Source organism: Streptomyces sp. NPDC059477 (assembly GCF_042749375.1).
Lineage (GTDB): Bacteria > Actinomycetota > Actinomycetes > Streptomycetales > Streptomycetaceae > Streptomyces.
In genome coordinates this window covers 82,124-103,708 of record NZ_JBHYUG010000021.1, presented here as the reverse complement: position 1 = coordinate 103,708, position 21,585 = coordinate 82,124, and the positions used below count along the sequence as shown (strand labels likewise).

General features: G+C 70.8%; 19 protein-coding genes, 1 tRNA gene and 2 pseudogenes. 10 read left to right on the top strand and 12 right to left on the bottom strand.

What is annotated here, in order from left to right; all coding sequences use genetic code 11:
- Positions 1–378 precede the first annotated feature (378 nt).
- From ACFXAZ_RS14125 to ACFXAZ_RS14095, 7 genes and pseudogenes are all read left to right on the top strand, one after another.
- A complete protein-coding gene (locus tag ACFXAZ_RS14125) occupies positions 379–2,664 on the top strand; it encodes a (Fe-S)-binding protein (RefSeq protein ID WP_384589405.1) in 2,286 nt (761 codons plus the stop codon).
- A 325-nt stretch (positions 2,665–2,989) separates the two neighbouring features.
- A pseudogene (locus tag ACFXAZ_RS14120) lies at positions 2,990–3,531 on the top strand (GntR family transcriptional regulator).
- Between the two features lie 265 nt (positions 3,532–3,796).
- The gene (locus ACFXAZ_RS14115) at positions 3,797–3,973 is read left to right on the top strand and encodes a UTRA domain-containing protein (RefSeq protein WP_384589402.1); all 177 of its coding nucleotides are present in this window, start codon (positions 3,797–3,799) and stop codon (positions 3,971–3,973) included.
- A gap of 115 nt (positions 3,974–4,088) precedes the next feature.
- Positions 4,089–5,375, top strand: a complete 1,287-nt coding sequence (locus ACFXAZ_RS14110; protein ID WP_384589414.1) for an FG-GAP repeat domain-containing protein — start codon at positions 4,089–4,091, stop codon at positions 5,373–5,375.
- Between the two features lie 342 nt (positions 5,376–5,717).
- Positions 5,718–7,148 (top strand): FG-GAP-like repeat-containing protein, encoded by a 1,431-nt coding sequence (locus ACFXAZ_RS14105; protein ID WP_384589399.1) that lies wholly within the window; start codon positions 5,718–5,720, stop codon positions 7,146–7,148.
- 135 nt (positions 7,149–7,283) lie between these two features.
- Positions 7,284–8,408, top strand: a complete 1,125-nt coding sequence (locus tag ACFXAZ_RS14100) for an FG-GAP and VCBS repeat-containing protein (RefSeq protein WP_384589396.1) — start codon at positions 7,284–7,286, stop codon at positions 8,406–8,408.
- A gap of 111 nt (positions 8,409–8,519) precedes the next feature.
- Positions 8,520–9,497: a Yip1 family protein gene (locus tag ACFXAZ_RS14095; protein WP_384589393.1), complete on the top strand. Its 978-nt coding sequence runs from the start codon at positions 8,520–8,522 to the stop codon at positions 9,495–9,497.
- Between the two features lie 48 nt (positions 9,498–9,545).
- On the opposite strand, the gene ACFXAZ_RS14090 is transcribed toward ACFXAZ_RS14095, so the two are convergent.
- The 3 genes from ACFXAZ_RS14090 to ACFXAZ_RS14080 form a co-directional block, all read right to left on the bottom strand.
- Positions 9,546–10,052 (bottom strand): phosphoribosyltransferase, encoded by a 507-nt coding sequence (locus ACFXAZ_RS14090; RefSeq protein ID WP_384589390.1) that lies wholly within the window; start codon positions 10,050–10,052, stop codon positions 9,546–9,548.
- Complete coding sequence (gene dcd, locus ACFXAZ_RS14085) at positions 10,049–10,624, bottom strand: dCTP deaminase (RefSeq protein ID WP_384589388.1); 576 nt, start codon at positions 10,622–10,624, stop codon at positions 10,049–10,051. The genes ACFXAZ_RS14090 and dcd overlap by 4 nt, the downstream gene beginning before the upstream one ends.
- 71 nt (positions 10,625–10,695) lie before the next feature.
- Positions 10,696–10,884 (bottom strand): hypothetical protein, encoded by a 189-nt coding sequence (locus ACFXAZ_RS14080; protein ID WP_384589385.1) that lies wholly within the window; start codon positions 10,882–10,884, stop codon positions 10,696–10,698.
- A gap of 292 nt (positions 10,885–11,176) precedes the next feature.
- On the opposite strand from ACFXAZ_RS14080, the gene ACFXAZ_RS14075 reads away from it, so the two are divergent.
- Positions 11,177–11,250 (top strand) — tRNA-Gly (locus ACFXAZ_RS14075).
- Between the two features lie 67 nt (positions 11,251–11,317).
- Here the strand turns inward: ACFXAZ_RS14075 and xerC are convergent.
- Positions 11,318–12,347: pseudogene (xerC, locus tag ACFXAZ_RS14070) on the bottom strand (tyrosine recombinase XerC); the annotation flags it as partial.
- A gap of 254 nt (positions 12,348–12,601) precedes the next feature.
- Between xerC and ACFXAZ_RS14065 the strand changes: the two are divergent.
- Entirely contained in the window at positions 12,602–12,874 is a 273-nt protein-coding gene (locus ACFXAZ_RS14065) for a hypothetical protein (RefSeq protein ID WP_384589382.1), read from the top strand.
- Positions 12,875–12,996: 122 nt separating this feature from the next.
- Here ACFXAZ_RS14065 and ACFXAZ_RS14060 read toward each other — a convergent pair whose 3' ends face one another.
- From ACFXAZ_RS14060 to ACFXAZ_RS14025, 8 genes are all read right to left on the bottom strand, one after another.
- The gene (locus ACFXAZ_RS14060; protein WP_384589379.1) at positions 12,997–14,100 is read right to left on the bottom strand and encodes a CU044_5270 family protein; all 1,104 of its coding nucleotides are present in this window, start codon (positions 14,098–14,100) and stop codon (positions 12,997–12,999) included.
- On the bottom strand, positions 14,097–14,756 hold the full coding sequence (locus tag ACFXAZ_RS14055) for an RNA polymerase sigma factor (protein WP_384589376.1): 660 nt from the start codon (positions 14,754–14,756) through the stop codon (positions 14,097–14,099). The genes ACFXAZ_RS14060 and ACFXAZ_RS14055 overlap by 4 nt, the downstream gene beginning before the upstream one ends.
- 106 nt (positions 14,757–14,862) lie before the next feature.
- A complete protein-coding gene (locus ACFXAZ_RS14050) occupies positions 14,863–15,168 on the bottom strand; it encodes a PASTA domain-containing protein (protein WP_384589373.1) in 306 nt (101 codons plus the stop codon).
- A 141-nt stretch (positions 15,169–15,309) separates the two neighbouring features.
- On the bottom strand, positions 15,310–15,981 hold the full coding sequence (locus ACFXAZ_RS14045) for a response regulator (protein ID WP_384589370.1): 672 nt from the start codon (positions 15,979–15,981) through the stop codon (positions 15,310–15,312).
- Entirely contained in the window at positions 15,978–17,414 is a 1,437-nt protein-coding gene (locus tag ACFXAZ_RS14040) for a sensor histidine kinase (protein ID WP_384589367.1), read from the bottom strand. Before ACFXAZ_RS14040 ends, ACFXAZ_RS14045 begins: the two co-directional genes overlap by 4 nt.
- A gap of 235 nt (positions 17,415–17,649) precedes the next feature.
- A complete protein-coding gene (locus tag ACFXAZ_RS14035) occupies positions 17,650–18,486 on the bottom strand; it encodes an ABC transporter permease (protein ID WP_384589364.1) in 837 nt (278 codons plus the stop codon).
- Positions 18,486–19,415 carry an ABC transporter ATP-binding protein gene (locus ACFXAZ_RS14030; RefSeq protein WP_384589361.1) on the bottom strand — a complete coding sequence of 310 codons (930 nt, stop codon included), beginning with the start codon at positions 19,413–19,415 and terminating at the stop codon, positions 18,486–18,488. The genes ACFXAZ_RS14035 and ACFXAZ_RS14030 overlap by 1 nt, the downstream gene beginning before the upstream one ends.
- 370 nt (positions 19,416–19,785) lie before the next feature.
- Positions 19,786–20,514, bottom strand: coding sequence for a lytic polysaccharide monooxygenase (locus tag ACFXAZ_RS14025; RefSeq protein WP_384589358.1), 729 nt, complete (start codon positions 20,512–20,514; stop codon positions 19,786–19,788).
- Positions 20,515–21,022: 508 nt separating this feature from the next.
- Here ACFXAZ_RS14025 and ACFXAZ_RS14020 point away from each other — a divergent pair.
- Positions 21,023–21,445, top strand: coding sequence for a DoxX family protein (locus ACFXAZ_RS14020; protein WP_384589355.1), 423 nt, complete (start codon positions 21,023–21,025; stop codon positions 21,443–21,445).
- Positions 21,446–21,585: the final 140 nt, after the last annotated feature.

Sequence of the window (21,585 nt, the reverse complement as noted above, 5' to 3'; positions counted from 1 at the left end):
GGAGGGTGCCGGAGGGTGCCGGAGGGTGCCGGAGGGTGCCGGAGGGTGCCGGAGGGTGCCGGGTGGTTGCTGCGGGCGGCGCGTCGCGCGGGCGGGCGGACGACCGGGCGGGCGAGCGGGCGAGCAGGCGAGCGGGCGAGCGGGCGACACGGAACGGCCGGCGGATGCCCCCGGGCGGACCACCGGCCGGACCACCCCCGCCACGCCGAAGTGACCCACCCGGCCTCCCCTCAGCGACACAGATCACCGAGTGCCTGGCTACAGTGCGAGGCGGGATGCGGGGTAATCTCGAAGGACTGAGTAAGTTACCGCTTAGTAATGACGGGGTCGCCGGAGCACCGGCGGGTCCCCTTCCCCGCAGGCCCGAGGAGCCCTGAGATGCAACTCGCCGCGATCATCGTGTCGATGGTCCTCATCGTGGTCGGCGTCGCCCTGTTCGGCCGGGCCGTCCTCCAGATCTTCCGGTTCATGACGCTCGGGCAACCGCTCCCGGCGGGGGCCCGCACCAACGATCCCGTGCTGCGCACGATCACCCTGGCCAAGGAGTTCCTCGGGCACACCCGGATGAACCGGTGGGGCGTCGTCGGCGTCGCGCACTGGTTCGTGGCGATCGGCTTCTACACACTCCTGCTGACCCTCGTCAACGCCTTCGGCCAGCTCTTCAAGGCCGACTGGCTGCTGCCGGTCATCGGCGACTGGACGCCGTACAACGTCTTCGTCGAGTTCATCGGCACCATGACCGTGCTCGGCATCCTGGTGCTGATCGCCATCCGGCAGCTGTCGCGGCCGGGCGGGGCGGGGCGCAAGTCGCGCTTCGCGGGGTCGAACACCGGTCAGGCGTACTTCGTCGAGACGGTCATCCTGATCGTCGGGGTCTGCATCTTCATGCTGCACGCGCTGGAAGGCGCCATGCACCATGTCGACGGCTACGAGGCGTCGTTCTTCCTCTCGTACCCCGTGGTGTCGTGGCTGGAGGGCATGGACCTCGCCACCCTTCAGAACCTCACGTACCTGTTCGCGGGCGTGAAGATCGCGGCGTCCTTCACCTGGATGATCGTGGTCGCCCTCAACACCGACATGGGCGTGGCCTGGCACCGCTTCCTGGGTTTCCCGAACATCTGGTTCAAGCGCAACGCCAACGGTGACACCTCGCTCGGCGCGCTGCTCCCGATGACCTCGGGCGGCAAGCCGATCGACTTCACCGACCCCGGCGACGACGACGTGTTCGGCGTGTCGCAGGTCGAGCAGTTCTCCTGGAAGGGCCTGCTGGACTTCTCCACGTGCACCGAGTGCGGGCGCTGCCAGTCGCAGTGCCCCGCCTGGAACACCGGCAAGCCGCTCTCCCCCAAGCTGCTGATCATGTCCCTGCGCGACCACGCGCACGCCAAGGCGCCCTATCTGCTCGCGGGCGGCGGCAAGTCGGCGGAGGGGGACGAGAAGGCGAGCGCGGAGCAGCTCGCGGGCGTGCCCGCCGCCGCGCTGGCGGAGGCCGAGCGTCCGCTGATCGGCACGGTCGAGGAGCAGGGCGTCATCGACCCCGACGTCCTGTGGTCCTGCACCACCTGCGGTGCCTGTGTCGAGCAGTGCCCTGTGGACATCGAACACATCGACCACATCGTCGACATGCGCCGCTACCAGGTGATGATCGAGAGCGCCTTCCCCTCCGAGGCGGGCACCATGCTCAAGAACCTGGAGAAGAAGGGCAACCCCTGGGGCCTGGCCAAGAAGCAGCGCCTGGAGTGGCTGAAGGAAGTCGACTTCGAGGTGCCGGTGGTCGGCAAGGACATCGAGGACCTCTCCGAGGTCGAGTACCTGTACTGGGTCGGCTGCGCCGGCGCCCTGGAGGACCGCGCCAAGAAGACGACCAAGGCCTTCGCGGAACTCCTCCACATGGCGGGCGTGAGGTTCGCCATCATGGGCGGCGACGAGAAGTGCACCGGCGACTCCGCCCGGCGCCTCGGCAACGAGCCGCTGTTCCAGGAGCTGGGCATGGAGAACGTCATGGCCCTGAACATGGCGTTCGGGGAGGAGCTGGACGACGACGGCAAGGTCGTCGCCGAGTCGGCGAAGCCCAGGTCGGCGAAGAAGATCGTCGCCACCTGCCCGCACTGCCTGAACACCCTGGGCAACGAATATCCGCAGCTCGGCGGCGACTACGAGGTCATCCACCACACCGTGCTGCTCCAGCACCTGGTGGACGAGGGCAAGCTGATCCCGGTCACCCCGGTCGAGGGTCTGATCACCTACCACGACCCCTGCTACCTGGGCCGCCACAACAAGATCTACACGCCCCCGCGCGAGATCATCGCGAGCGTCCCGGGCCTGCGCAACGAGGAGATGCACCGGCACAAGGAGCGCGGCTTCTGCTGCGGCGCCGGTGGTGCGCGGATGTGGATGGAGGAGCGGATCGGCAAGCGCATCAACAACGAGCGCGTCGACGAGGCCCTCTCCCTCAACCCCGACATCATCTCCACGGCCTGCCCGTTCTGCCTGGTCATGCTGACGGACTCGGTCAACGGCAAGAAGAACGATGGCCAGGCCAAGGAGTCGATCCAGGTCGTGGACGTCGCCCAACTGCTGCTGGAGTCGGTACGGACGCCGGTGGACCCGGCGGACGGAGCCACGGACAGCGAGCCGGCTCCGGAGCCTGAGCCGGTGAAGTAGCCGAGGTCTGGTCGTACGTCGCGGTGCCCCGGTCCTGATGGCTTGGACGGGGGCACCGCGTTTCTTTGCGACGCCGGGTCTGTGGGTGGACACCGGGTATGCCGGTGCCAGTTACGCCGCGTCTGCCGGGTCTGCCGGGTCTGTCGCGTCCGTCGCGTCCGTCGCGTCCGTCGCGTCCGTCGCGTCCGTCGCGTCCGTCGGGTCAACAGTCCACACCCTCACCGCTCTTCACGAAACGCGGCAAGCTCCCGTCAGGCGGGGACCAGGTCGCCTACCGTGCACGACAGCAGAGACGGCCGCGCGCGGTCAGCCGTGGGAGGACACCATGAACTCCAGCAGATGGGTCAGTACGTCGATGCCGTATCTGACCCCGCGAAAGAAGGGGCAGGCCGACGCCTGGAGCGCGGACACGGCGGCCCGGCAGCGGCGCGGCTCCCAGCGCATCCTGCACGCCGGGGAGGTGCCCGCGCCGGACGAGGTCGCGCGGCTGCTCGGCATCCCGGACGGCGAGCCGGTCGTCGTACGCCGCCGACTGATCCTCCTCGACGAGGACCCGCACGAACTGACCGACACCTACTACCCCGCCGGGATCGCCCGGGGGACCGGACTCGCCGGCACGGCCAAGATCTCCGGCGGCGCCGTGACCCTGCTGGCCCGCTTGGGCCATGTCGGCGCCCTGGTCCGTGAGGACGTCGGGGCCGACCTGCCCAGCGAGGAGGAACGGCAGGCACTGGCTATCTCGCCCGGGACCCTGTCCTGCGCCTCACCAGGCTCACCCTGGACCGCGACGAGCGGCCCCTCCAGGTCGACCGCATGGTGATGCCCGCCCAGCGACAGCAACTGCGCTACGAGATCAGGATCGGATGACCGTGCCCAAGGCCGAACCCGACGCCCACGACCGCCGCTCCCCGCGCGAACGCATCACCGCCGACCTGCGCGACGACACGATCGGCAGCGCACCGCACGCCCTGCCGCGTCCCTGACGACAGCCGCCGGCACCGGCTCCCACTCCTGGCTCGCGGAAGCGGCACAACACGGACAACGGACCTCATCAACCGGGCGCAGGATCAAGGGCGGAACTCCCCTCCTCCTGACCGAACTCGGCCACCTGCCCCGCCGAAGCGTCGACCGGGTGTCGGCGCGTGTCCCCACGCAGGAGCAGTTCCGGGCGCTGCGGCTCCCGGGCAGCCTGCCCGTTCTGTGCACTCTGCGCGTCGTCTACACCGACGACGAACGTCCCGTCGAGGTGACCTCCATGGTGAAGGCCGGACACCTCTACGAGTTGCAGTACGAGTTCGCGCCGGATTGAGCGATCCGAAATCGCGTCGGCCCAGGGTTGTCGCCGTGTCATGGACACCCGCATCATGACGGGGGCGTTGCAGAAGAGGCCGACGAGGTGAGTGGTGCGCGTGCCGAGAAGCGCGATGGTGGTGGCGGTGGCCGCCGCCCTGGTGGTGTCGCTCGTCGCCTGCGGTTCCGGTGACGACGGTCCGCCGGACGGGCAGACCCCCGTGAACCAGGCGGCCGACGCACCGCCCCGGCTCCCCGTCCCGCAGGGCGACGGCAGCCGGACGCCCGACGACTTCAACGGCGACGGCCACCGGGACCTCGTACTCAACGATCTCGTCAAGAACCAGGCGCACGCCGATGACGCCGGTGTCGGCATCGTCTACGGCGGTCCCGACGGACTCGCGCCGGGTGCCTGGCAGTTGCTCAGCCCGGCGCGGCAGGCCGCCCGGACCGACGGGCAGGCACCGGCCGTCTTCGACGCCGAGGCCAGCTGCGATCTGGACGGTGACGGCTTCACCGACCTCGTCCTGTCCACCGATCCGCCGTACGACGGTCAGGGCCGGCCCCCGGTCCCGGTCCAGGTGCTCTTCGGATCGCCGCAGGGGCTGACCGGCAAGGCGGTCAAGCTCGTCGTGCCGGACGCCGCACGGGCCGGGAACGACTGGCCGGACCAGCCCGTGTGCGGGGACTTCGACGGCGACGGCGCCCAGGACCTCGTCCTGCACGCCTCCGAGGAGCAGCTCACCTATCTGCGCGGCCCGTTCACCCGCAAGGGCGCCCCGCGCGCGGCCGGCGCCCCGGTCCCGGCCCCCGGCAACGTCCCGACCGGCCCCGCCGTCGACGTCGACCGCGACGGCTACGACGATCTGGTGATCCGCGCGGCGGCGGGCGAGGGCGACGCCTACCTGGTGCTCGGCGGCCCCGACGGCCCCACCGGCGCCGAGATCGCCCTGCCCTCCGGCACCGATGTCGCCCTGGGCCGGTTCGGGCGCGGCGCCGCCCTGGACGCGGCGATCGGCGCGGAGTCCGGCACCGCCCTGCGCTACGACTTCCCCGACCCCACCCGCGCCACCCTCGCCATCCCCGGCCCGCAGCTCGACGCAGGTGACTTCGACGGCGACGGGCTGAGCGACCTGGTGGTCGGCGGCGCCGAGCCGCGGATCTTCCCGGGCGGTACGGCGGGACTGTCCCCGGAACCGGCCGCGACCGTCTCCCCCACCGCCGACGGGACCTCCCGGGTGCTGGCCGTCGGCGACTTCGACGGGGACGAGCGGGCGGACCTGGTGGTGCGGACGTACCGGGGCGAGACATGGGACTCGGTGGCCGTCCACCCGGGGGTGGAGACGGGTTCGGCGGGGACGGGTCTGGTGGGGAGCGCGGCGGCGGTGACCTTCTCGACGGCGGAGTTCCTCGGCGGGTGAGCTACTTCCCGTGGAGTAGCTCCGGAGGGTGAGCGACTCCAGCCCGAGGACGACTCCAACCGGAGGACGACTCCGGCCGCCGGGCCGTTCACAGGAAACTCATAAAAACTCCGCGGATTTGTACAACCCTTGCCCTCCCCCGCAGGTCTCATGATCGATTGATCGATCGCCGACCGTGCTACGCACCGCGAGGTAGTCCCGGTGGACATGTCCGGCGGTCCCGCGAGGCCCCGGTTCCGCCGCCCTCGTACAGCCGCCTCTCCGTCAACCCGTAAAGACATCCCCTCCACCCCTCCACCCGCACAGAGACCTCCTCTCCACCGCCGTACAAGGGAGCCTTCCTTGCGCAAGCGCAGCGTTCTGCTCGTCACCGCCCTCACCACCGGTCTGCTGTCCACCCTGCCGGCCACCGCCGCCACGGCGGCCCCCTCGCGCCTGGCGCACGACTTCAACGGCGACGGTTACCGGGACCTGGCGATCGGCGCGTGGGGCGCGAACGTCGGGTCGGCGCACGGGGCGGGGGCGGTGGTCGTGATGTACGGGTCGGCGTCCGGTGTCTCCACCAAGAAGGCCGTGTTCACGCAGAACTCGCCGGGCGTACCGGGCACCGCCGAGGCCGACGACCGCTTCGGCTACAGCCTGGCCGCGGGCGACCTGGACGGCGACGGCTACAGCGACCTGGTCGTCGGCGCGCAGTACGAGAGCACCAGCACCAAGCGGGGCGTCGGCGCGCTCAGCGTCCTGTGGGGCGGCAGGTCCGGTCTCTCCGGCGGCGGGCAGCTGCCCCAGCCCTCCGGTCTCACCCAGTGGGGCGGCTACGGCTCCGACGTGGCGATCGCCGACGTCAACGGCGACGGCAAGCTCGATGTCACCGGCACCGGCCAGAGCAACACCCACCTCTACTACGGCCCGTTCACCCGCACCGGCACCCCGCGCTCCCACGTGCGGGTCGACGAGGTCGGCTCCACCTACGAGGCCATCACGGGCGATCTGAACGGCGACCGCAAGGCCGAGCGCGTCTACCCCTTCGGAGTGGACGGCGACGAGCGCGGCGACATCCGCTACCTCACCCACACCCCGGGCAACGGCAGCTCCCCCGAGTCCGACTACAGCCACGTGAAGCTGCCGAACGCCGACGGCGACCCGGGCGCGATCGGCGACATCAACGGCGACGGTTACGGCGATCTGGTCCTCGGTGACTACCGCGACCCGGACCGTTCCGTGCCGGGCGGCCACAAGGGCGGCCAGATCTCCGTCTGGTACGGCTCGAAGAACGGCCCCGACCCGGCCCAGCGGCCGACCGTCATCCACCAGGACACGGCGGGGGTGCCGGGCGCGGGCGAGACGTACGACGGTTTCGGCTCGGCGGTCGCGGTCGGGGACGTCAACGGCGACGGCTTCGCCGACGTGGCGGTCGGCGCGTCCGGCGAGGACAACGGCACGGCGAAGGACTCGGGTTCGGTGACGGTCCTGTTCGGCTCGCGCAACGGCCTGAAGGGCACCGGTGCAAAATCGTTCACGCAGGACACCGCGGGCGTGCCCGGCGCTAACGAGAAGGGCGACGCCTTCGGCCTCACCGTCCAGCTCACCGACCTCACCAAGGACCGCAAGGCCGAACTGATCATCGGCTCCGGCTACGAGAACGAGGCGGGCGGCATCACCGTCCTGCGCGGCACGTCCACCGGACCGGCCTCGTCCGGCGGCAAGTCGTTCACGGCGGCGCAGGCCGGGGTGAAGGGCAACGCGGCCTTCGGGTGGGAGATCGCCGAGTGAGCGACGCTCCGCCGTCCGGCCCTTCCGCCCCCTCCGTTCCCTCCCCTACGTCCTACGTTCTACGTCCTACGTTCTACGTCCCACTCCCACCCCACATCTCCCCACCGCCCCTCCGCCCCTCCGAAAGGGCCCCGCATGGGTAAGCGCACCCTGCTTCCTGCCACGGCCCTGACCCAGGCGGTACCCCCGGCTCGGACTACGGCTCGGACCTCGGCGCTGACCGCGACCCTGACCGCCGGTCTGCTCACCGCCCTGCCCGCCGCCACGGCCACCGCGGCACCCACGGCCCCGGTGGCCCCGGCCGCCGGGTCGGGCCTCGCCGGGGACTTCAACGGCGACGGCCACACCGACCTGGCCGCCGGCAACAACTCCTCGCCCGCGCTGAACATCTTCCGCGGCCCGATCGCCCATAACGGCAAGGCGGCGGCCCTGATCGGCATCGACACCATCGACCAGACCGGCATCCACCCGGACAAGCTGGTCGCGGGTGAGGTCAACCGGGACGGCCGTACCGATCTGCTGGTCATGGGCATGGACGTCAACAACGCCGTCTCCCCGACCCGCAGCGTCCTGTACACCGGCTCCCCGACCGGCCCCAAGCCCGGCAAGAGGCTGGCGGGCGGCTACGCGGGCGTCATCGCCGACGTCGACAAGGACGGCTACGGCGACATCGTCACCGGCAACTTCATGGAGACGTCCGCCTCCGAGCCGAACGGCGGCACCGGCGGCGCGGTCACCGTGACCTACGGTGCCGCGACGGGCCTCAGCGGCCGGACCCCGGTCCGGATCACGCAGGACACGGCGGGCGTGCCGGGCGCGAACGAGAAGGGCGACGCCTTCGGCTGGAGCCTGTCGGCCGGCGACACGACCGGCGACGGCTACGCCGACATCGCGGTCGGCGTCCCGGAGGAGTGGCTGGGCAGCAAGCGCGACGCCGGTTCGGTGGTCGTGCTGCGCGGCTCGTCCGCCGGCCTGACCGGCACCGGCGCCAAGTCCTTCTCCCAGGACACCGCGGGGATCCCCGACACCGCCGAGTCCACCGACTTCTTCGGCGACGCGGTCCACCTCTCGGACGTGACGGGCGACCGACGCGCCGAACTCTTCATCGCCGCCCGGGGCGAGAACAGCGGCGCGGGCGGCGTCTGGTCCCTGCGCGGGACAACCGCAGGGCCGACGGCAACCGGCGCGAAGTCCTTCTCCGGTACGACGCTCGGGGGGCCGTCGGGGGTGGCGTACTTCGGGACGGTACTGGGGAGCTAGCGGTGGGCCGGTGGGGGTAGTACGCGCGGGGCACCCCTGAGGCGGCGACGCACCCCCGGGTCATGGGGCCCGGATCCTCCCCCGAGGGAACTCTTAGGGTGCCCTTAGGGGATGTCACAGCTCGGCCGCAAACCCGGCCCCGGTTGCCCGGCTCCCGTACGTCACTCTCCGAGACCAGGTACGTTCGATGACGTGGCTGGATTCAGGATCGGACGCGGCGGCCGGGACAACCGCGCCCCGCAAGCGCAACCGCAACCGCACAACCCTCCGTACGGGCAGCAGGCCCCCCAGGGACCGCCGCCCTCGTACGGCTATCCCCCCACGGCGGCACCGCAACCGCCGCAACCGCCATACCCGCAGCAGGGCGGCGGCTACGGGAACCACGGCGAGCCCGAGTACTTCGGCGACGGCGGCTACCACCAGGGCACGCCGGACCCGTACGCCGCGAACAACCCTGGGCACACCCAGGCGTTCTCGGTGGACGAGGCGGCGGACTACACCCAGGGCCAGACGTATCACGCGGGCGGCACCCCGCCGCCCCCACCGGGCCCGCGTCTCCCTTGGAAGGCCCTCCTCAAGGGCATCGTGCTGGCCCCCAACCAGACCTTCCTCCAGATGCGGGACTACGCGATGTGGGGCCCGGCCCTCGTCGTCACCTTCCTCTACGGCACGCTCGCCGTCTTCGGCTTCGACGGCGCCCGCGACGAGGCGATCAACGCCACGCTGTCCAACGCGATCCCGATCGTCCTGACGACGGCCGTCGCGATGGTGCTCAGCGCGTTCGTCCTGGGTGTGGTCACCCATACGCTGGCCCGCCAGCTCGGCGGTGACGGCGCCTGGCAGCCAACGGTGGGCCTGTCCATGCTGATCACGTCGATCACGGACACCCCACGTCTGGTGGTGGCCATGTTCGCGGGCGGCGACGCCCCGTTCGTCCAGATCCTGGGCTGGGTGACCTGGGTGGCGGCGGGCGCTCTGCTGACCCTGATGGTCAGCCGCTCGCACGATCTGCCGTGGCCGAAGGCGCTGGGGGCGTCGGCGATCCAGCTGATCGCGCTGCTGTCGATCGTGAAGCTGGGTACGTTCTAGGACGGGGAAGCCGTCAGAAGGCTTCCCCTTCCCCGCTGGCCGCGGGATTCACTCGGGCGCGCGCCCGGCCGGGTGAACCGGCGGCAGCACAGACCACGGAAAATTGATCCAGTCATCGGTCCGCTTCCACACGTACTCGCATTTCACGAGGGAATGCGACTTCTCGTAGATCACGGCGGACCGCACCTCGGCGACGGCGTCGAGACAGAAATCCCGGACCAGTTTGAGGGTCTTGCCGGTGTCGGCGACGTCGTCGGCGATGAGCACCTTCTTGTCGGAGAAGTCGACGACGTTGGGAACGGGAGCGAGCATGACGGGCATATCGAGCGTGGTCCCAATACCCGTATAAAACTCGACATTCACCAGATGAATATTCTTGCAGTCAAGGGCGTAGGCGAGGCCGCCGGCGACGAAGACGCCCCCTCGGGCGATGGAGAGCACGACGTCGGGCTCGTACCCGTCGTCGGCGATGGCCTGAGCCAGCTCACGAACGGCATCACCGAACCGTTCGTAGCTCAGCTCCTCCCGAACGTCACCGACACCCGAACCACTCACACCTGCGTCCGATGAAAATTGAGGAAGGACCGCGAGGGAGTGGGCCCGCGCTGCCCCTGATACCGGGACCCGTACTTCTCACTGCCGTACGGGAACTCGGAGGGGGAGGAAAGCCGGAACAGACACAGCTGCCCGATCTTCATTCCGGGCCAGAGTTTGATCGGCAGGGTGGCGAGATTGGACAGTTCGAGGGTGACATGCCCGGAGAACCCGGGGTCGATGAACCCGGCGGTGGAATGGGTGACGAGTCCGAGCCGCCCGAGTGAACTCTTCCCTTCGAGCCGCGAGGCAAGATCATCGGGAAGCGTGATCACTTCATAGGTGCTGGCGAGCACGAACTCACCGGGATGCAGAATGAACGGCTCGTCCCCCTGTGGCTCGACGAGCCGCGTCAGATCGACCTGCTCCACGGAGGGGTCGATATGGGGATACCGGTGATTCTCGAACACCCGAAAATACCGGTCCAGCCGCACATCGACGCTCGACGGCTGCACCATGGATTCGTCATAGGGGTCGATCCGTACCCGTCCGGCGTCGATCTCGGCCCGGATGTCCTTGTCAGAGAGAAGCACGCCCCGAGGATACGCAAGGCACGCGGACCCACCACAATCGCGGCGACTCCGCGCGCCCGCCCTGCCTGCGCCTACCGCGTCTCGAACGGCGTCCCAAGCCGCCGTTCCTCAAGAACGGCAACCGGCACGACACTGCGCAGCCGCGCACAGCGCGGACACCGCACAAGCCGACCCGGCCCGAGCCGCTCGGCCTGCTGCATCGGGAACGAAGCGGTGCTGAACACGTGCCCCTCGGCACAACGGACGACGGTGCGCTCCATCAAGTCCCAGAGTCCCTTCCCCAGAGCCGCGCCCGACTACTCCTCGCCGGACGACGAACCCACACATTACGGGATGAAAGGGACGCCACTCCAGACGGCACTCCGCCCCAGCCACACCCTCCCGAGGCCCTCCACCGTACGCCCCAACTGACCCCCACCACACCCACATCCGAACCTCCCACCCACCCCACCCGCCACGCACAAAGGCCCCCGACATCAGCACCGGGGACCTGGCATGGGGTAGAGTGAGCGCACGCTCGGACCCGACGCGATCACGGAGTCGGGGTCTTGTGCGGGTGTAGTTTAATGGTAGAACATCAGCTTCCCAAGCTGAGAGCGCGAGTTCGATTCTCGTCACCCGCTCCATGGTGAACCCCCAGGCCAGAGGCCCGGGGGTTCTTTGTTGTCTAGATCGGTGGGCGGGTTGCGTACCCTCCTCGTCGGAGTGCTGATAGATCAACGCGTCCTTCTCGGAGGACTGCCCGGCGCGGACCATCGTGTCCTTGGGGGTGGCGGTCGAGCGGGTCGTGAGCCGGTGCCCTGTGTGACGAAGATCGTAGAAGCGGAAGGCGTCCGGGAGGCCGGGGGGGAGCCCGGGCGCGTCGCCGCTTCCGGCCGAAGGAGGTGTGCCGGAACGGAGCTCCCTTCTCGGCGGCGAAGACCAGGCCGACGAGCCCCTTCTCGGCGGACCAGGCGAGGTGCTGTTTCACCTCCTTGTGGAGGGAGGCCTTGGACTTGGTCTCGCCGGGAGCGCGCTTGCCGTTGGTCCGCTCGGGCTCGGCGACACGAACTCGGATCACCAGGTTGTCGAGGTCGGCGGATGCCGGCCGGCTCTTCGGGGCGCATCGGGCCGTGGGCGCCGAGGTGGACCATGAGGCGCCGGCGGATGCCGATCGCATCGGCGAGCGCGTCGACCTGAGCGACGGATGCGATACGGCGTTCGGCCGCGGGCTCCTTGCCCGCGCCCTTGATTCGGCAGGGGTTGCGGCTGACCAGATCGTCGTCGACCGCCGTCTCAGGGATGCCTTTGAGGAGGCGATACGACTTGGCGACGGCCGTCTTGGCGTTGGTGGTGCGCAGACGCTCCCCGCGCCACTCATGGACACGCGGAGCTGCGATCTCGTCCAGATCGCGGTCCCCGAAGGCTGGAAGGATGCAGAGCCGGAGAAGGAGTTTGTAGTGGTCTTCCGTACGAACGGACAGCTCCCGTTCCTCGACCCACTTTCCCGCGTTGATGGGGAAGTTGACCGTTCCGGCGTCGGGGGCGCGCCAGTCTCCTCGTGTGAGGTCCGTTTCCACCTGAGACAGCCAGACTTTCGCGTCCTTCTTGGTCTCGAAGGTCTCGTCTGCCCGGATGCGCGGATGCGCTCTCCATCGGGCCTCGGGTAGGACGCAGCCCAGCGGCCTGACATGTACTGACGCACTGCACCGAAACGGCGCCGCCTCCCCTTCTTGTTGGCCATCAGGCAGCCCTGCGGAGTGCGGTGATGTACTCCACGTACCGGATTCGCCGCTCCTCGATGAGCCGCCAAGGGAAGCAGCCGCTGCTGCGGCTTGTGCGCGGCGCCATTCGGCGCGGGCGTCGCGGAGGGTGGTGAAGTAGCGGCGGGACTTGGTGAAGACGTGGCCGCTCGGGTGTGTGGTGCCACCTCGTTGATGCCGGTCGGTCTGATCGCGGTGATGTTCGCGTCGGTCCACGACTCCAGTGTTCCGGGGAATGCGCGGTCGGCGCCCCGACGCCATTCGGGTCGAGGCCGACTGCGACACCCTGTCCGGGCCCACTCCGAAGGATGAGGCGCGCGCTCTGTACTCCGGTCATCCGGGGTGTCATACCTGGCAGTACACCGATCCCGAGCACGAAGCCATCGAGCGCAGCCCGGAGTTCCAGCGGGCCCTCTCCGATGTCCCGAGGGTTGTCATCCAGCGCACCCCTGAGGAGGGTGCGCGGTGGATGCCGGTTCCCCGCCAGCACCGGGCGGCTCCCATCTGACCATCGAGACCCACCGCATCCGGCCCGACGGTGAGCGCGTCGATCGCACCCGGCGGCGGACCTACCTCCCGGGGCCCGGACCCCTCGCCCTCGCCGACACCCTCCGGGAGGGACCGCGGGGCTCAGGACGACGTGGACGGGGTCTGCTTCATGGCGTCCACGACCGCGCGGGTGATGATCGCGCTGGTGTACATGATGACGCCGGGCTCGATGACGACGTCACCCTCCTTCCGCTGTTCCACCTGGACCGTGCGCTCGCCGAGGAAGACATGGGTCTTCCTGTCGAAGATCCACTCCTCGCGGGCACCGCTCGTCTCGTCCAGCCGTGCGACGGCGATGCCGTGCCGTCCGGCCGCGTCCACCGCGTCGTTCACGACCACGACGCCGGGGATCTTCGCGGCGGTCTTGAACAGTGCCGAGTACAGCTCGGCGGGCGGGTAGCTCTCGCCGAGGAGGTCGCCGATGGTGCTGAACGCCTGCTGGTCGGGGGAGTTGCCCATGCCCTCGGTCTCCTTGTAGATCTTCGCGAGGAGCTGGTCGGGGTCGGTGGTGAGCTTGGTCAGGTAGTCGTACGACGGTCCGTTCAGGCTCGCCTCGGGGACGTTGCCCTGCTCGTCGGGCAGGCTCAGGGTCTCGCCCTCGGGGTCGTCGTTGACCGCGGGGTCGATGAGCCAGCCCTCGGTGCCGTCCGGGGACTTCCAGACCTTGCGGGTGTGCAGGGGGTGGCCGGCGAGGCCGCCGTCGTCGCCCTCGATCTTGATGAAGGTGCCGGCCGTCCTGGACTCGATGTAGATGAACTGGCCGGGCGCGACCGTCGGGTGGGTGGTGTCCGAGGCTGCGGCCGTCGAGATCTGGTCGAGCAGCTGGGGCACGCCGTTGGCGCTGGCGACGCCGAGGTCGGTGGTCAGGGCCGGTCCGGTGGCCAGACCGCCGCCTCCGCCGTTGTTGAGCACCGTGGTCGCCAGGATCACGCCCGCCACGGCCGCCGCCATCGCGGGCAGGGTGATCGCCGGGCGGGGCAGCCGCAACCGCCGGGGCCGTTTGCCGGGGGCGGGGGTGGCCGTACGGGCTTCGCTCTGCCGGGTGTCGTGGATCTGGGCCATCAGACGCTCCTTGTGGAACTGGTGACGGCCCGGTGGCAGGTCGCGTGCCGTCTGGGACATGAGCTGGGCGCTCTCGTCCATGTCGGCGGGGTGCCGGTGGTTCCGGGACGGGTTCGCGTTCATCGGTTTCCTTCCTGTGCGGGCCGGATCGCGTGGTCGTGATCGCCTCTTGTCTGTCGGAGGGGGCGGACGACTTCCCGATTCCCGTGAACTTTTCCGCGTGCTTTTTTCCGGGCGAGTTCGGCCTCGGCCAGCGTGCGCAGCTTCTTGCGGGCCCGGGACAGCCGGGAGGCGACCGTACCGACGGGAATGCCGAGCGCCTCCGCCGCGGACTCGTAGTCCAGGCCCTCGCCCAGGCAGAGCGCGATGACCTCCCGCTCGGGCCGGCGCAGTGCGGCGAGCGAGGTGAGGACGCTCGCGAGCCGCCGCCGGTCGTCGATCCGGCCCGCCACCTCGTCGGCGTGATCGGGCACCGACAGCTCGGCCGCGGCGGCGGCGTTCGCGGCGGCCCGGTACCGGCGGTTGGACCGGAACTGGTTCCGCGCGGTGTTGGTGGCGATCCCCAGCAGCCAGGGCCGTAGCGAGCCCCCCTCGGGATCCACCCTCTCCCGCAGCTTCCACGCCTCCATGAAGGTGGCGGCCATGACATCCTCAGCGGCCGACCAGTCGGCGGTCAGCCGGAAGGCATGGTTGTACACCGCGCGCGCATAGCTGTCGAACAGCTCCCCGTACGCGCTCGGATCCCCGGCTCTTATCCGGGTACGCAGTTGAATGCTCACCTCAGACTGCTGTCCGCCACCCCGCACCGGCTTCCCGTGACCTACGACACACTCCGGCCCGTCGCGCCGGCCTGGTCCATCCTGCCCCGCCGGGATCCTGGGGCGGTCAGCCCGCCGGGCAGCCCTCGTCCGTCTTCACCACCGTCACCTCGACCGGCGTCGTCACCGCGTGTTCCCCCGGGGCCGGGGTCTGGGTGCACACCTTCCAGTTGCCGGCCAGGAGCTGGGCGCGGTCCTCCTTGGTGGCGTCCTTGGACTCAAGGCGGTTGAACCCCTCGGCGCGGGCGCGGCTCTGGGCGTGGGACAGGGTGAGACCGCGCAGGTCGGGGAGGGTGGCCCGCTGGCTCTTGCCGTGGTTCGAGAGGGTCACCAGGGCGGCGATGATCACGACGGTGACGAGAAGCTTGCGCATCGGGCGCTCTCCCGGGGTTCAGCTGACGGGTGACCTGGTGCATGACGTGGCTGTGCAGCCCTTCGGCCCGAGGGGGTGAGGGAGTGAGGGGACGAGGGGGCGAGGGGGTGAGGGAGAGTGGGACGGGCGGGTGAGGCGCCGTCAGTGACGTGGGTGGACCAGTCCCGCGTCGTACGCGAGGATCACGGCCTGGATGCGGTCCCGCGCGCCGATCTTCGCCAGGACCCGGGTGACATGTTTCTTCACGGTCGACTCGGACAGGACGAGCCGCGCGGCGATCTCGGTGTTGGTCCAGCCGTTGCCGATCGCGATCAGCACCTGGCGTTCCCGGAGGCTGAGTTCGCGCAGCCGGGGGTCGTCCGAGGAGGCCGGGTCGGCCGGGGCGAGCACCTGGTGGGCGTAGGCGTCCAGCAGACGCCGGGTCAGGCTCGGGGCGACGACGGCGTCACCGGTGGCCACCGCCTGGATGCCGGCCACCAGTTCCTCGGGGCGGGCGTTCTTGAGCAGGAAGCCGCTGGCTCCGGCGCGCAGTCCGTCGTACGCGTACTCGTCCAGGTCGAAGGTCGTCACGATGAGGACGCGGGTGCGCCCGCCCGTCGCGACGATCCGGCGGGTCGCCTCCAGCCCGTCCATGCCGGGCATCCGGATGTCCATGAGGACGACGTCCGGGCGGAGATCGGCCGCCAGGCGTACGGCCTCCGCCCCGTGCCCGGCCTCGCCGACCGGGGTCACCCCGGGCGTCCCTTCGAGGAGCATCCGGAAGCCGAGGCGTTGCAGGGGCTGGTCGTCGACGATCAGTACGGTGGTGGTCATGGCGTTGATCCGTCCTCCGTCCGGTGCGCGGGGTCGGTGCGCGCGTCGAGCCGGACGTCCACGAGCCAGCCGGGCCGGTCGGCGCGCGGGCCGACGGTGACGGCACCGCCGTACAGCGCGGCCCGCTGGCGGATGCCGATCAGGCCGTGACCGGGCTGGTCGGCCGCCCCGGAGGGTACGGCGGGTGCCCGGGCGCCGGGCGGTGTGCCGGTGTCGGCGACCCGGATCCGTACCGTGCCTTCCTCCGCCGTCACCGTGACCTCCGTACCGGCCCCCGTACCCGCGTGCTTGAGGGTGTTGGTCAGGGACTCCTGCACGATCCGGTACACCGCGAGCTGGAGCCCGCTGCCGAGGGTGCCCAGGGTGCCGGTGGTGCGGTAGGTCACCGCGAGGCCCGCCGCGCGGACCCGGGCGAGCAGCGCGTCCAGGTCGTCGGCGCCGGGCTGCGGGCTGAGCCTGCGGTCCGTCTCGCCGTCGCGCCCCGGGTCCGCGTGGTCCTCGCGCAGGATGCCCAGTACCCGGCGCAGTTCACCGATGGCCTGCCGGCCGGTGTCGCCCAGGATGCGCAGGGCCGGGGCCGCCCGCTCGTTGTCCCGGGCGGCCAGCGTCGCCGCGCCGTCGGCCAGCGTGACCATCACCGACAGGCTGTGGCCGACGATGTCGTGCATCTCGCGGGCCACCCGGGTGCGTTCGGCGGCGGCGGCGAGCCTGGCCCGCTGGTCCCGTTCGATGTCCAGGCGGCGGGCGTGGTCCTCCAGCGCCGTCAGATACAACCGGCGCGACCGTACGGTCAGACCGCTGGCCACCGCCGCGACCGTCGCCACGACGGCGGAGATCAGGGCGCTCATCCGGTGGTCCCCGGGCACCCTGACGAAGGCCCACAGCAGACTCTCGGCGACGAACACCGCACCGGCCCAGCCCAGCAGGACCAGGGAGCCGTGCCGGGCCAGGGCGTACAGGGCGACGAGCGAGGCGAGAGCGGCCGAGTTCCCCAGGCCCACCCCCAGCTGCACCAGGGACACCGCGACGGTCACGAGGAACACGGTCGCCGGGGCGCGCCTGCGCCACCACAGCGGGACCACGAACGCCGCCGTCAGGAGGTACGGGACGGCGGCCGGGATCCGGTCGCGGACCCCGGCCACCTCGAAGTCGGTGCCCGCGCCCCTGGACAGCAGCTCCGGCAGGCACAGACCGGCGACGGCCAGCACCACCGCGGTGTCCAGCAGCCAGGGGCACCGCCGGTCCAGCTGCCGCAGACGGTGACCGAGGCGCAGCAGACCGCCCAGGACGGGGTGCCCCCAGGCACCTTCGGAGACCAGCGGGGGTGGGGGTGGGGCAGGGGTGCCGTCCGGGGCGTGGTCCGGGGTGCCGTCCGGGGCGTCGTCCGGGGCGTCGTCCGAGGTGGTCGCGCGGTTTGGGCGCGTGGGGTTCATTGTCCCCGTTGTCCCCGTTGTACCTGTTGTCCCAGTCGTGCCCGCTGCGCCCGTCATCCCGGTCGTCCTCCCCTCGGTCGTCCTCCCCTCGGTCGTCCTCTCCCCGGTCGTCCTCCTCCAGGTCGCCGCCGCCCGTGTGCTCAGCCTGTTCACCGTCGCCACCGTCGCCACCGTCGTCACCTCGTCTCACCTCGCCGCAGACCAGCGGGTGTCACCGCCGGGGCCCCGCCCTCATCTAGACGTCGGTGCGCCTCAGGCGGATGACCGCCGCCGCCAGGGCGAGGGCCACCCACGTGGTGAACACCACGAGTCCGGCGCCGGGCGACAGCGTGTCCGGCGCCCGGTGCAGGGCGTGGATCGCGGCGCCCGCGTTGCCCGGGAAGTAGGGGTCGAGCGAGTCCTGGAGGTCGCCGGGCAGGACCGCGGCGAGGCCGGGCAGCAGCATCACGATGCCGACCAGGGCGGCGATGCTCCCGGAGGTGGAGCGGATCAGCGATCCGAGGGCCACGCCGAGCACGGCGAACAGGGCGAGATGGACACCGGCGCCGGCCAGGCTGCGCGGCACCCCGGCGTCGCCCAGGGCGAGCGCGATGTCCTCGCCGTGCAAGCCTGCCTTGCCCAGGCCGAAGGAGATCAGGGCGCCGAGGGTGGACAGGGCCAGCACCAGCGCGCCGGTCACGACACTCTTCGACGCCAGCACCAGCCAGCGCCGCGGTACGGCGGCGTACGTGGAGCGGACCATGCCGGTGCCGTACTCGCCCGCCGACATCAGCACGCCGAGCACCCCGACGATCAATCCGGTGATGGACGTGCCGGTCAGGGCCAGCCCGACGGCATCCATGGTCGTACCGGAGCCGGAGCCGGAGCCGGAGCCGGTTCCGTCGGACGGCGCGCGGTAGACGGCTGCGGCGATCACCCCGAAGGCGATCAGTACGGCCACGGCGGCCACGAGCGTGATCCAACTGGACCGCAGCGACCAGAACTTGCTCCACTCGGAGCGCAGCACCCGCCGCCCGGTCACCTTCCACCCGGTCCGGTCGGTCGTCACAGAGGTGAGTGTGGCGGTGGTCATCAGGCGGCCCTCCGGTCGGCCCCGGCGGGGGCGCTCTGGTATTCCACGGCGTCGTGGGTCAGCTCCATGAAGGCGGTCTCCAGCGAGACGGACTGGGGGGTCAGCTCCTCCAGGGGGACGCCGTACCGGGCGGCGATCAGGCCGATGTCCCGGGCCGCCCATCCGTGGACCACGAGTTCCTCGTGGGAGGAGGAGCTGATGGTGATGCCGGGCGCGGCCAGCAGATCGCGCAGCTTCATGCCCTCGGCGCTGACGACCCGTACGCCGCCGCCCCCGGCCTGGTGGGTGAAGTCGGTGAGCGAGGTGTCGGCGAGCAGCCGTCCGCGGCCGATGATCACCAGATGGTCGGCGATCAGCGCCATCTCGCTCATCAGGTGCGAGGAGAGCATCACGGCCCGGCCCTCGTCGGCCAGCCCGGACAGCAGATTGCGCACCCAGAGCACGCCCTCCGGGTCGAGGCCGTTCACCGGCTCGTCCAGCAGAATGACCGCCGGGTCGCCGAGCAGGGCCGCGGCGATGCCCAGCCGCTGGCCCATCCCTAGCGAGAAGGCGCCCACCCGCTTGTGGGCCACGCTGCCGAGCCCCGCCAGCTCGATCACCTCGTCCACCCGGCGGCGCGGAATACCGTGGGTGTGCGCCAGCGCCATCAGATGGCCGAACGCGCTGCGCCCGGGGTGCACGGACTTGGCGTCCAGCAGGGTGCCGATCTCGCACAGTGGGGCGGGGTGCCGGTCGTAGGCCCGTCCGTTCACGGTCACCGACCCGGCGGTCGGGGCGTCCAGTCCGACGATCATCCGCATGGTCGTCGACTTCCCGGCGCCGTTGGGCCCGAGGAAGCCGGTCACCTCACCGGGCTTCACGGTGAAGGACAGCCGGTCGACCACGGTCTTGTCCCCGTACCGCTTGGTCAGCTCACGAGCCTCGATCACGACGTACGTCCTCCCATTCCTCGAAGACAGGCCGCACACCTTCCGCGACCTGCGTGTTCGAGGCTATGAGCGCGACGGTCCGGTCCCTTGGGACCGCGGGGGACACTTCGCGGGGGTGTTGGTACTGGGGTACCAGTGGGGGGTCATCCTCAGGTCGGGGCGCGCGCCGGGGGCGTGGGTGCGCGCCGGGGGCGTGGGTGCGCGCCGGGGGCCGGGGCGCGCGCCGCGCCGGGGCCGTACTCGGCGGGGCTCGAACTGGGCTGGGGCCCGCGCCCGACGCGCCTCCGGCGCCGGGAGGGCGTCGGCCCTGACCGAGCCACGCCGTCCCGGCGCCGGAGGGGAGCTAAGGGGTACCCGTAGTCACCCGACGCTACGCGCAGACCCCGAGGTCCTGCCAGACGCCCCACTCGCCGGTGGTGCCGGGCTCCTCGCCGGTCACCCACCACTTGGCGCGCCAGGTGTGACCGTCGAGGGAGACGGTGTCGCCGCCGACGTAGACGTTCCCGGCGTTCCACGCGGGGGCGTCGCACGTCGCCGGGTCGGTGCCGCCGCCGTCACCGCCGCCGTCGCCACCGCCCGTGTCACCGCCGATGTTGACGTCGACGCAGGAGTAGAAGGCGTTGGTGGTGTCCGCCACGTTCCAGACGGCGAGGACCGTCTGACGGCCCGTGTAGGAGCCGAAGTCCACCTCGTGACTCATCGTGGCCGAGGGGATGGCGCCGTTGTCGTCGAACTCGGCGATCTTGTCGTTGCCGATGTAGTACTGCCAGGTGTCGGTGGCGTGCCGGGCCGTGAGGTTCCAGGTGAAGGTGAAGGACGAGCCGACCGGCGTGACGGTCCAGTTCTTGCTGTTGTCGTCCAGCTCGGCGAACGCCGCGTTGCCTCCGCTACAACTCGTGAGCCCCTTCGGCCCCTCGACGCTCTGCGGCTCGTACGAGATCTGGCCGCAGTCGACGACGCCCGAGGCGCACTGGGCCTGCCTGCTCGCCGGGGAGGTGACCCAGCCGTGGGCGCTGGCGGTGCTCGCCGGGAGGCTGACGGCGAGTACGGGCGCGACCAGCGCGCCGATGGTCCAGGCAATCCGTCGTTTGTGGTTCATTTCGTGCCTTTCTTTGAACACGTTCTCGGCAGCCTTGGTCTAGACCTCCCCGTTTCAGGTCTAGACCATAGTCGGGATCTGGCTGCGGTCAAGGGGGCGTCGGGGGTGAACTCCCGGTCCGCCCGGCCGACTTGCCCACTCCCCGTCCGCGCCCGAACTTCTCCCCCTATTGGTCTAGACAATCGACCCGGGGGTGGTTCAGAGTTTGCGAAACGCAGCCATCACCTCGGGACTGCAAAGGCCAGGCCCTGTCCTCGTACAGCCCCCGCACGGCCCCCGCACAGCCCCCGCGTCGCTCTGCACCCACGCACCGCCCTCGTGTGGCGCCACTCCGCGCCGCGCTTCTGTGATGTCCTGTTATGTCCCGCTACGGGAGTGAGCACGCCTCCGGCACCGAGAACCGCTCTCCCAAAGCGGGTGTCACCCCGGCACCACCTCCACCCCCACCTCCACCCCCACCACGGCGCCGCCCCCTTCCGGGGTGCCGCGCGAGAGAGGAGCCTCACCGATGCGAGCGCTGGAGAAGAACAGGGAGTCCGTGATCGGGCTCTTCCGGATCGTCGTCGGGCTGCTGTTCGCCTGCCACGGGGCCGCCACGCTGTTCGACGTCCTGGGCGGTCCGCACGGCGCCCAGCCCGAGATCGCCGCCTGGCCCGGCTGGTGGGCCGCCGTCATCCAACTGCTCGGCGGCGTACTGGTGCTGGCCGGAGTCGCGACCCGCCCCGCGGCACTGCTGTGCTCCGGCTCCATGGCCTACGCGTACTTCGTGGAGCACCAGTCCGACGCCCTTTTCCCCATCGAGAACGGCGGGGAGGCGGCGGCCATGTTCTGCTGGTCGTTCCTCCTCATCGCCGCCCTGGGGCCGGGCCGCTGGTCGGCGACGTCCATGGTCCGCAGCCCGGGGGGAGCGGTGGCGGGGCGGGGGCGCTGACGCCCGGCCGCCGTCCGCCGGGGGCGAGATCCTCGACGGGCGCGGGTGTGCGCGGGGCGGTGCCGGCGCCACGGTCGGCACCGCCCCCCCGCCCCCGTCGCGCTAACAACCAAGGCCCCCCCCCCCCCCCCCCCCAGACC

What these genes read in the sequence shown, in the direction of transcription:
- ACFXAZ_RS14040 (WP_384589367.1), bottom strand. Translation starts at nt 17,414, where the DNA reads ATGAACCCCACGCGCCCAAACCGCGCGACCACCTCGGACGACGCCCCG.
- ACFXAZ_RS14080 (WP_384589385.1), bottom strand. Translation starts at nt 10,884, where the DNA reads ATGGAGCGCACCGTCGTCCGTTGTGCCGAGGGGCACGTGTTCAGCACC.
- ACFXAZ_RS14045 (WP_384589370.1), bottom strand. Translation starts at nt 15,981, where the DNA reads ATGACCACCACCGTACTGATCGTCGACGACCAGCCCCTGCAACGCCTC.
- ACFXAZ_RS14100 (WP_384589396.1), top strand. Translation starts at nt 7,284, where the DNA reads ATGGGTAAGCGCACCCTGCTTCCTGCCACGGCCCTGACCCAGGCGGTA.
- ACFXAZ_RS14025 (WP_384589358.1), bottom strand. Translation starts at nt 20,514, where the DNA reads ATGAACCACAAACGACGGATTGCCTGGACCATCGGCGCGCTGGTCGCG.
- ACFXAZ_RS14050 (WP_384589373.1), bottom strand. Translation starts at nt 15,168, where the DNA reads ATGCGCAAGCTTCTCGTCACCGTCGTGATCATCGCCGCCCTGGTGACC.
- ACFXAZ_RS14065 (WP_384589382.1), top strand. Translation starts at nt 12,602, where the DNA reads ATGCGCGGTCGGCGCCCCGACGCCATTCGGGTCGAGGCCGACTGCGAC.
- ACFXAZ_RS14125 (WP_384589405.1), top strand. Translation starts at nt 379, where the DNA reads ATGCAACTCGCCGCGATCATCGTGTCGATGGTCCTCATCGTGGTCGGC.
- ACFXAZ_RS14035 (WP_384589364.1), bottom strand. Translation starts at nt 18,486, where the DNA reads ATGACCACCGCCACACTCACCTCTGTGACGACCGACCGGACCGGGTGG.
- ACFXAZ_RS14110 (WP_384589414.1), top strand. Translation starts at nt 4,089, where the DNA reads ATGGTGGTGGCGGTGGCCGCCGCCCTGGTGGTGTCGCTCGTCGCCTGC.
- ACFXAZ_RS14020 (WP_384589355.1), top strand. Translation starts at nt 21,023, where the DNA reads ATGCGAGCGCTGGAGAAGAACAGGGAGTCCGTGATCGGGCTCTTCCGG.
- ACFXAZ_RS14060 (WP_384589379.1), bottom strand. Translation starts at nt 14,100, where the DNA reads ATGAACGCGAACCCGTCCCGGAACCACCGGCACCCCGCCGACATGGAC.
- ACFXAZ_RS14095 (WP_384589393.1), top strand. Translation starts at nt 8,520, where the DNA reads ATGTCACAGCTCGGCCGCAAACCCGGCCCCGGTTGCCCGGCTCCCGTA.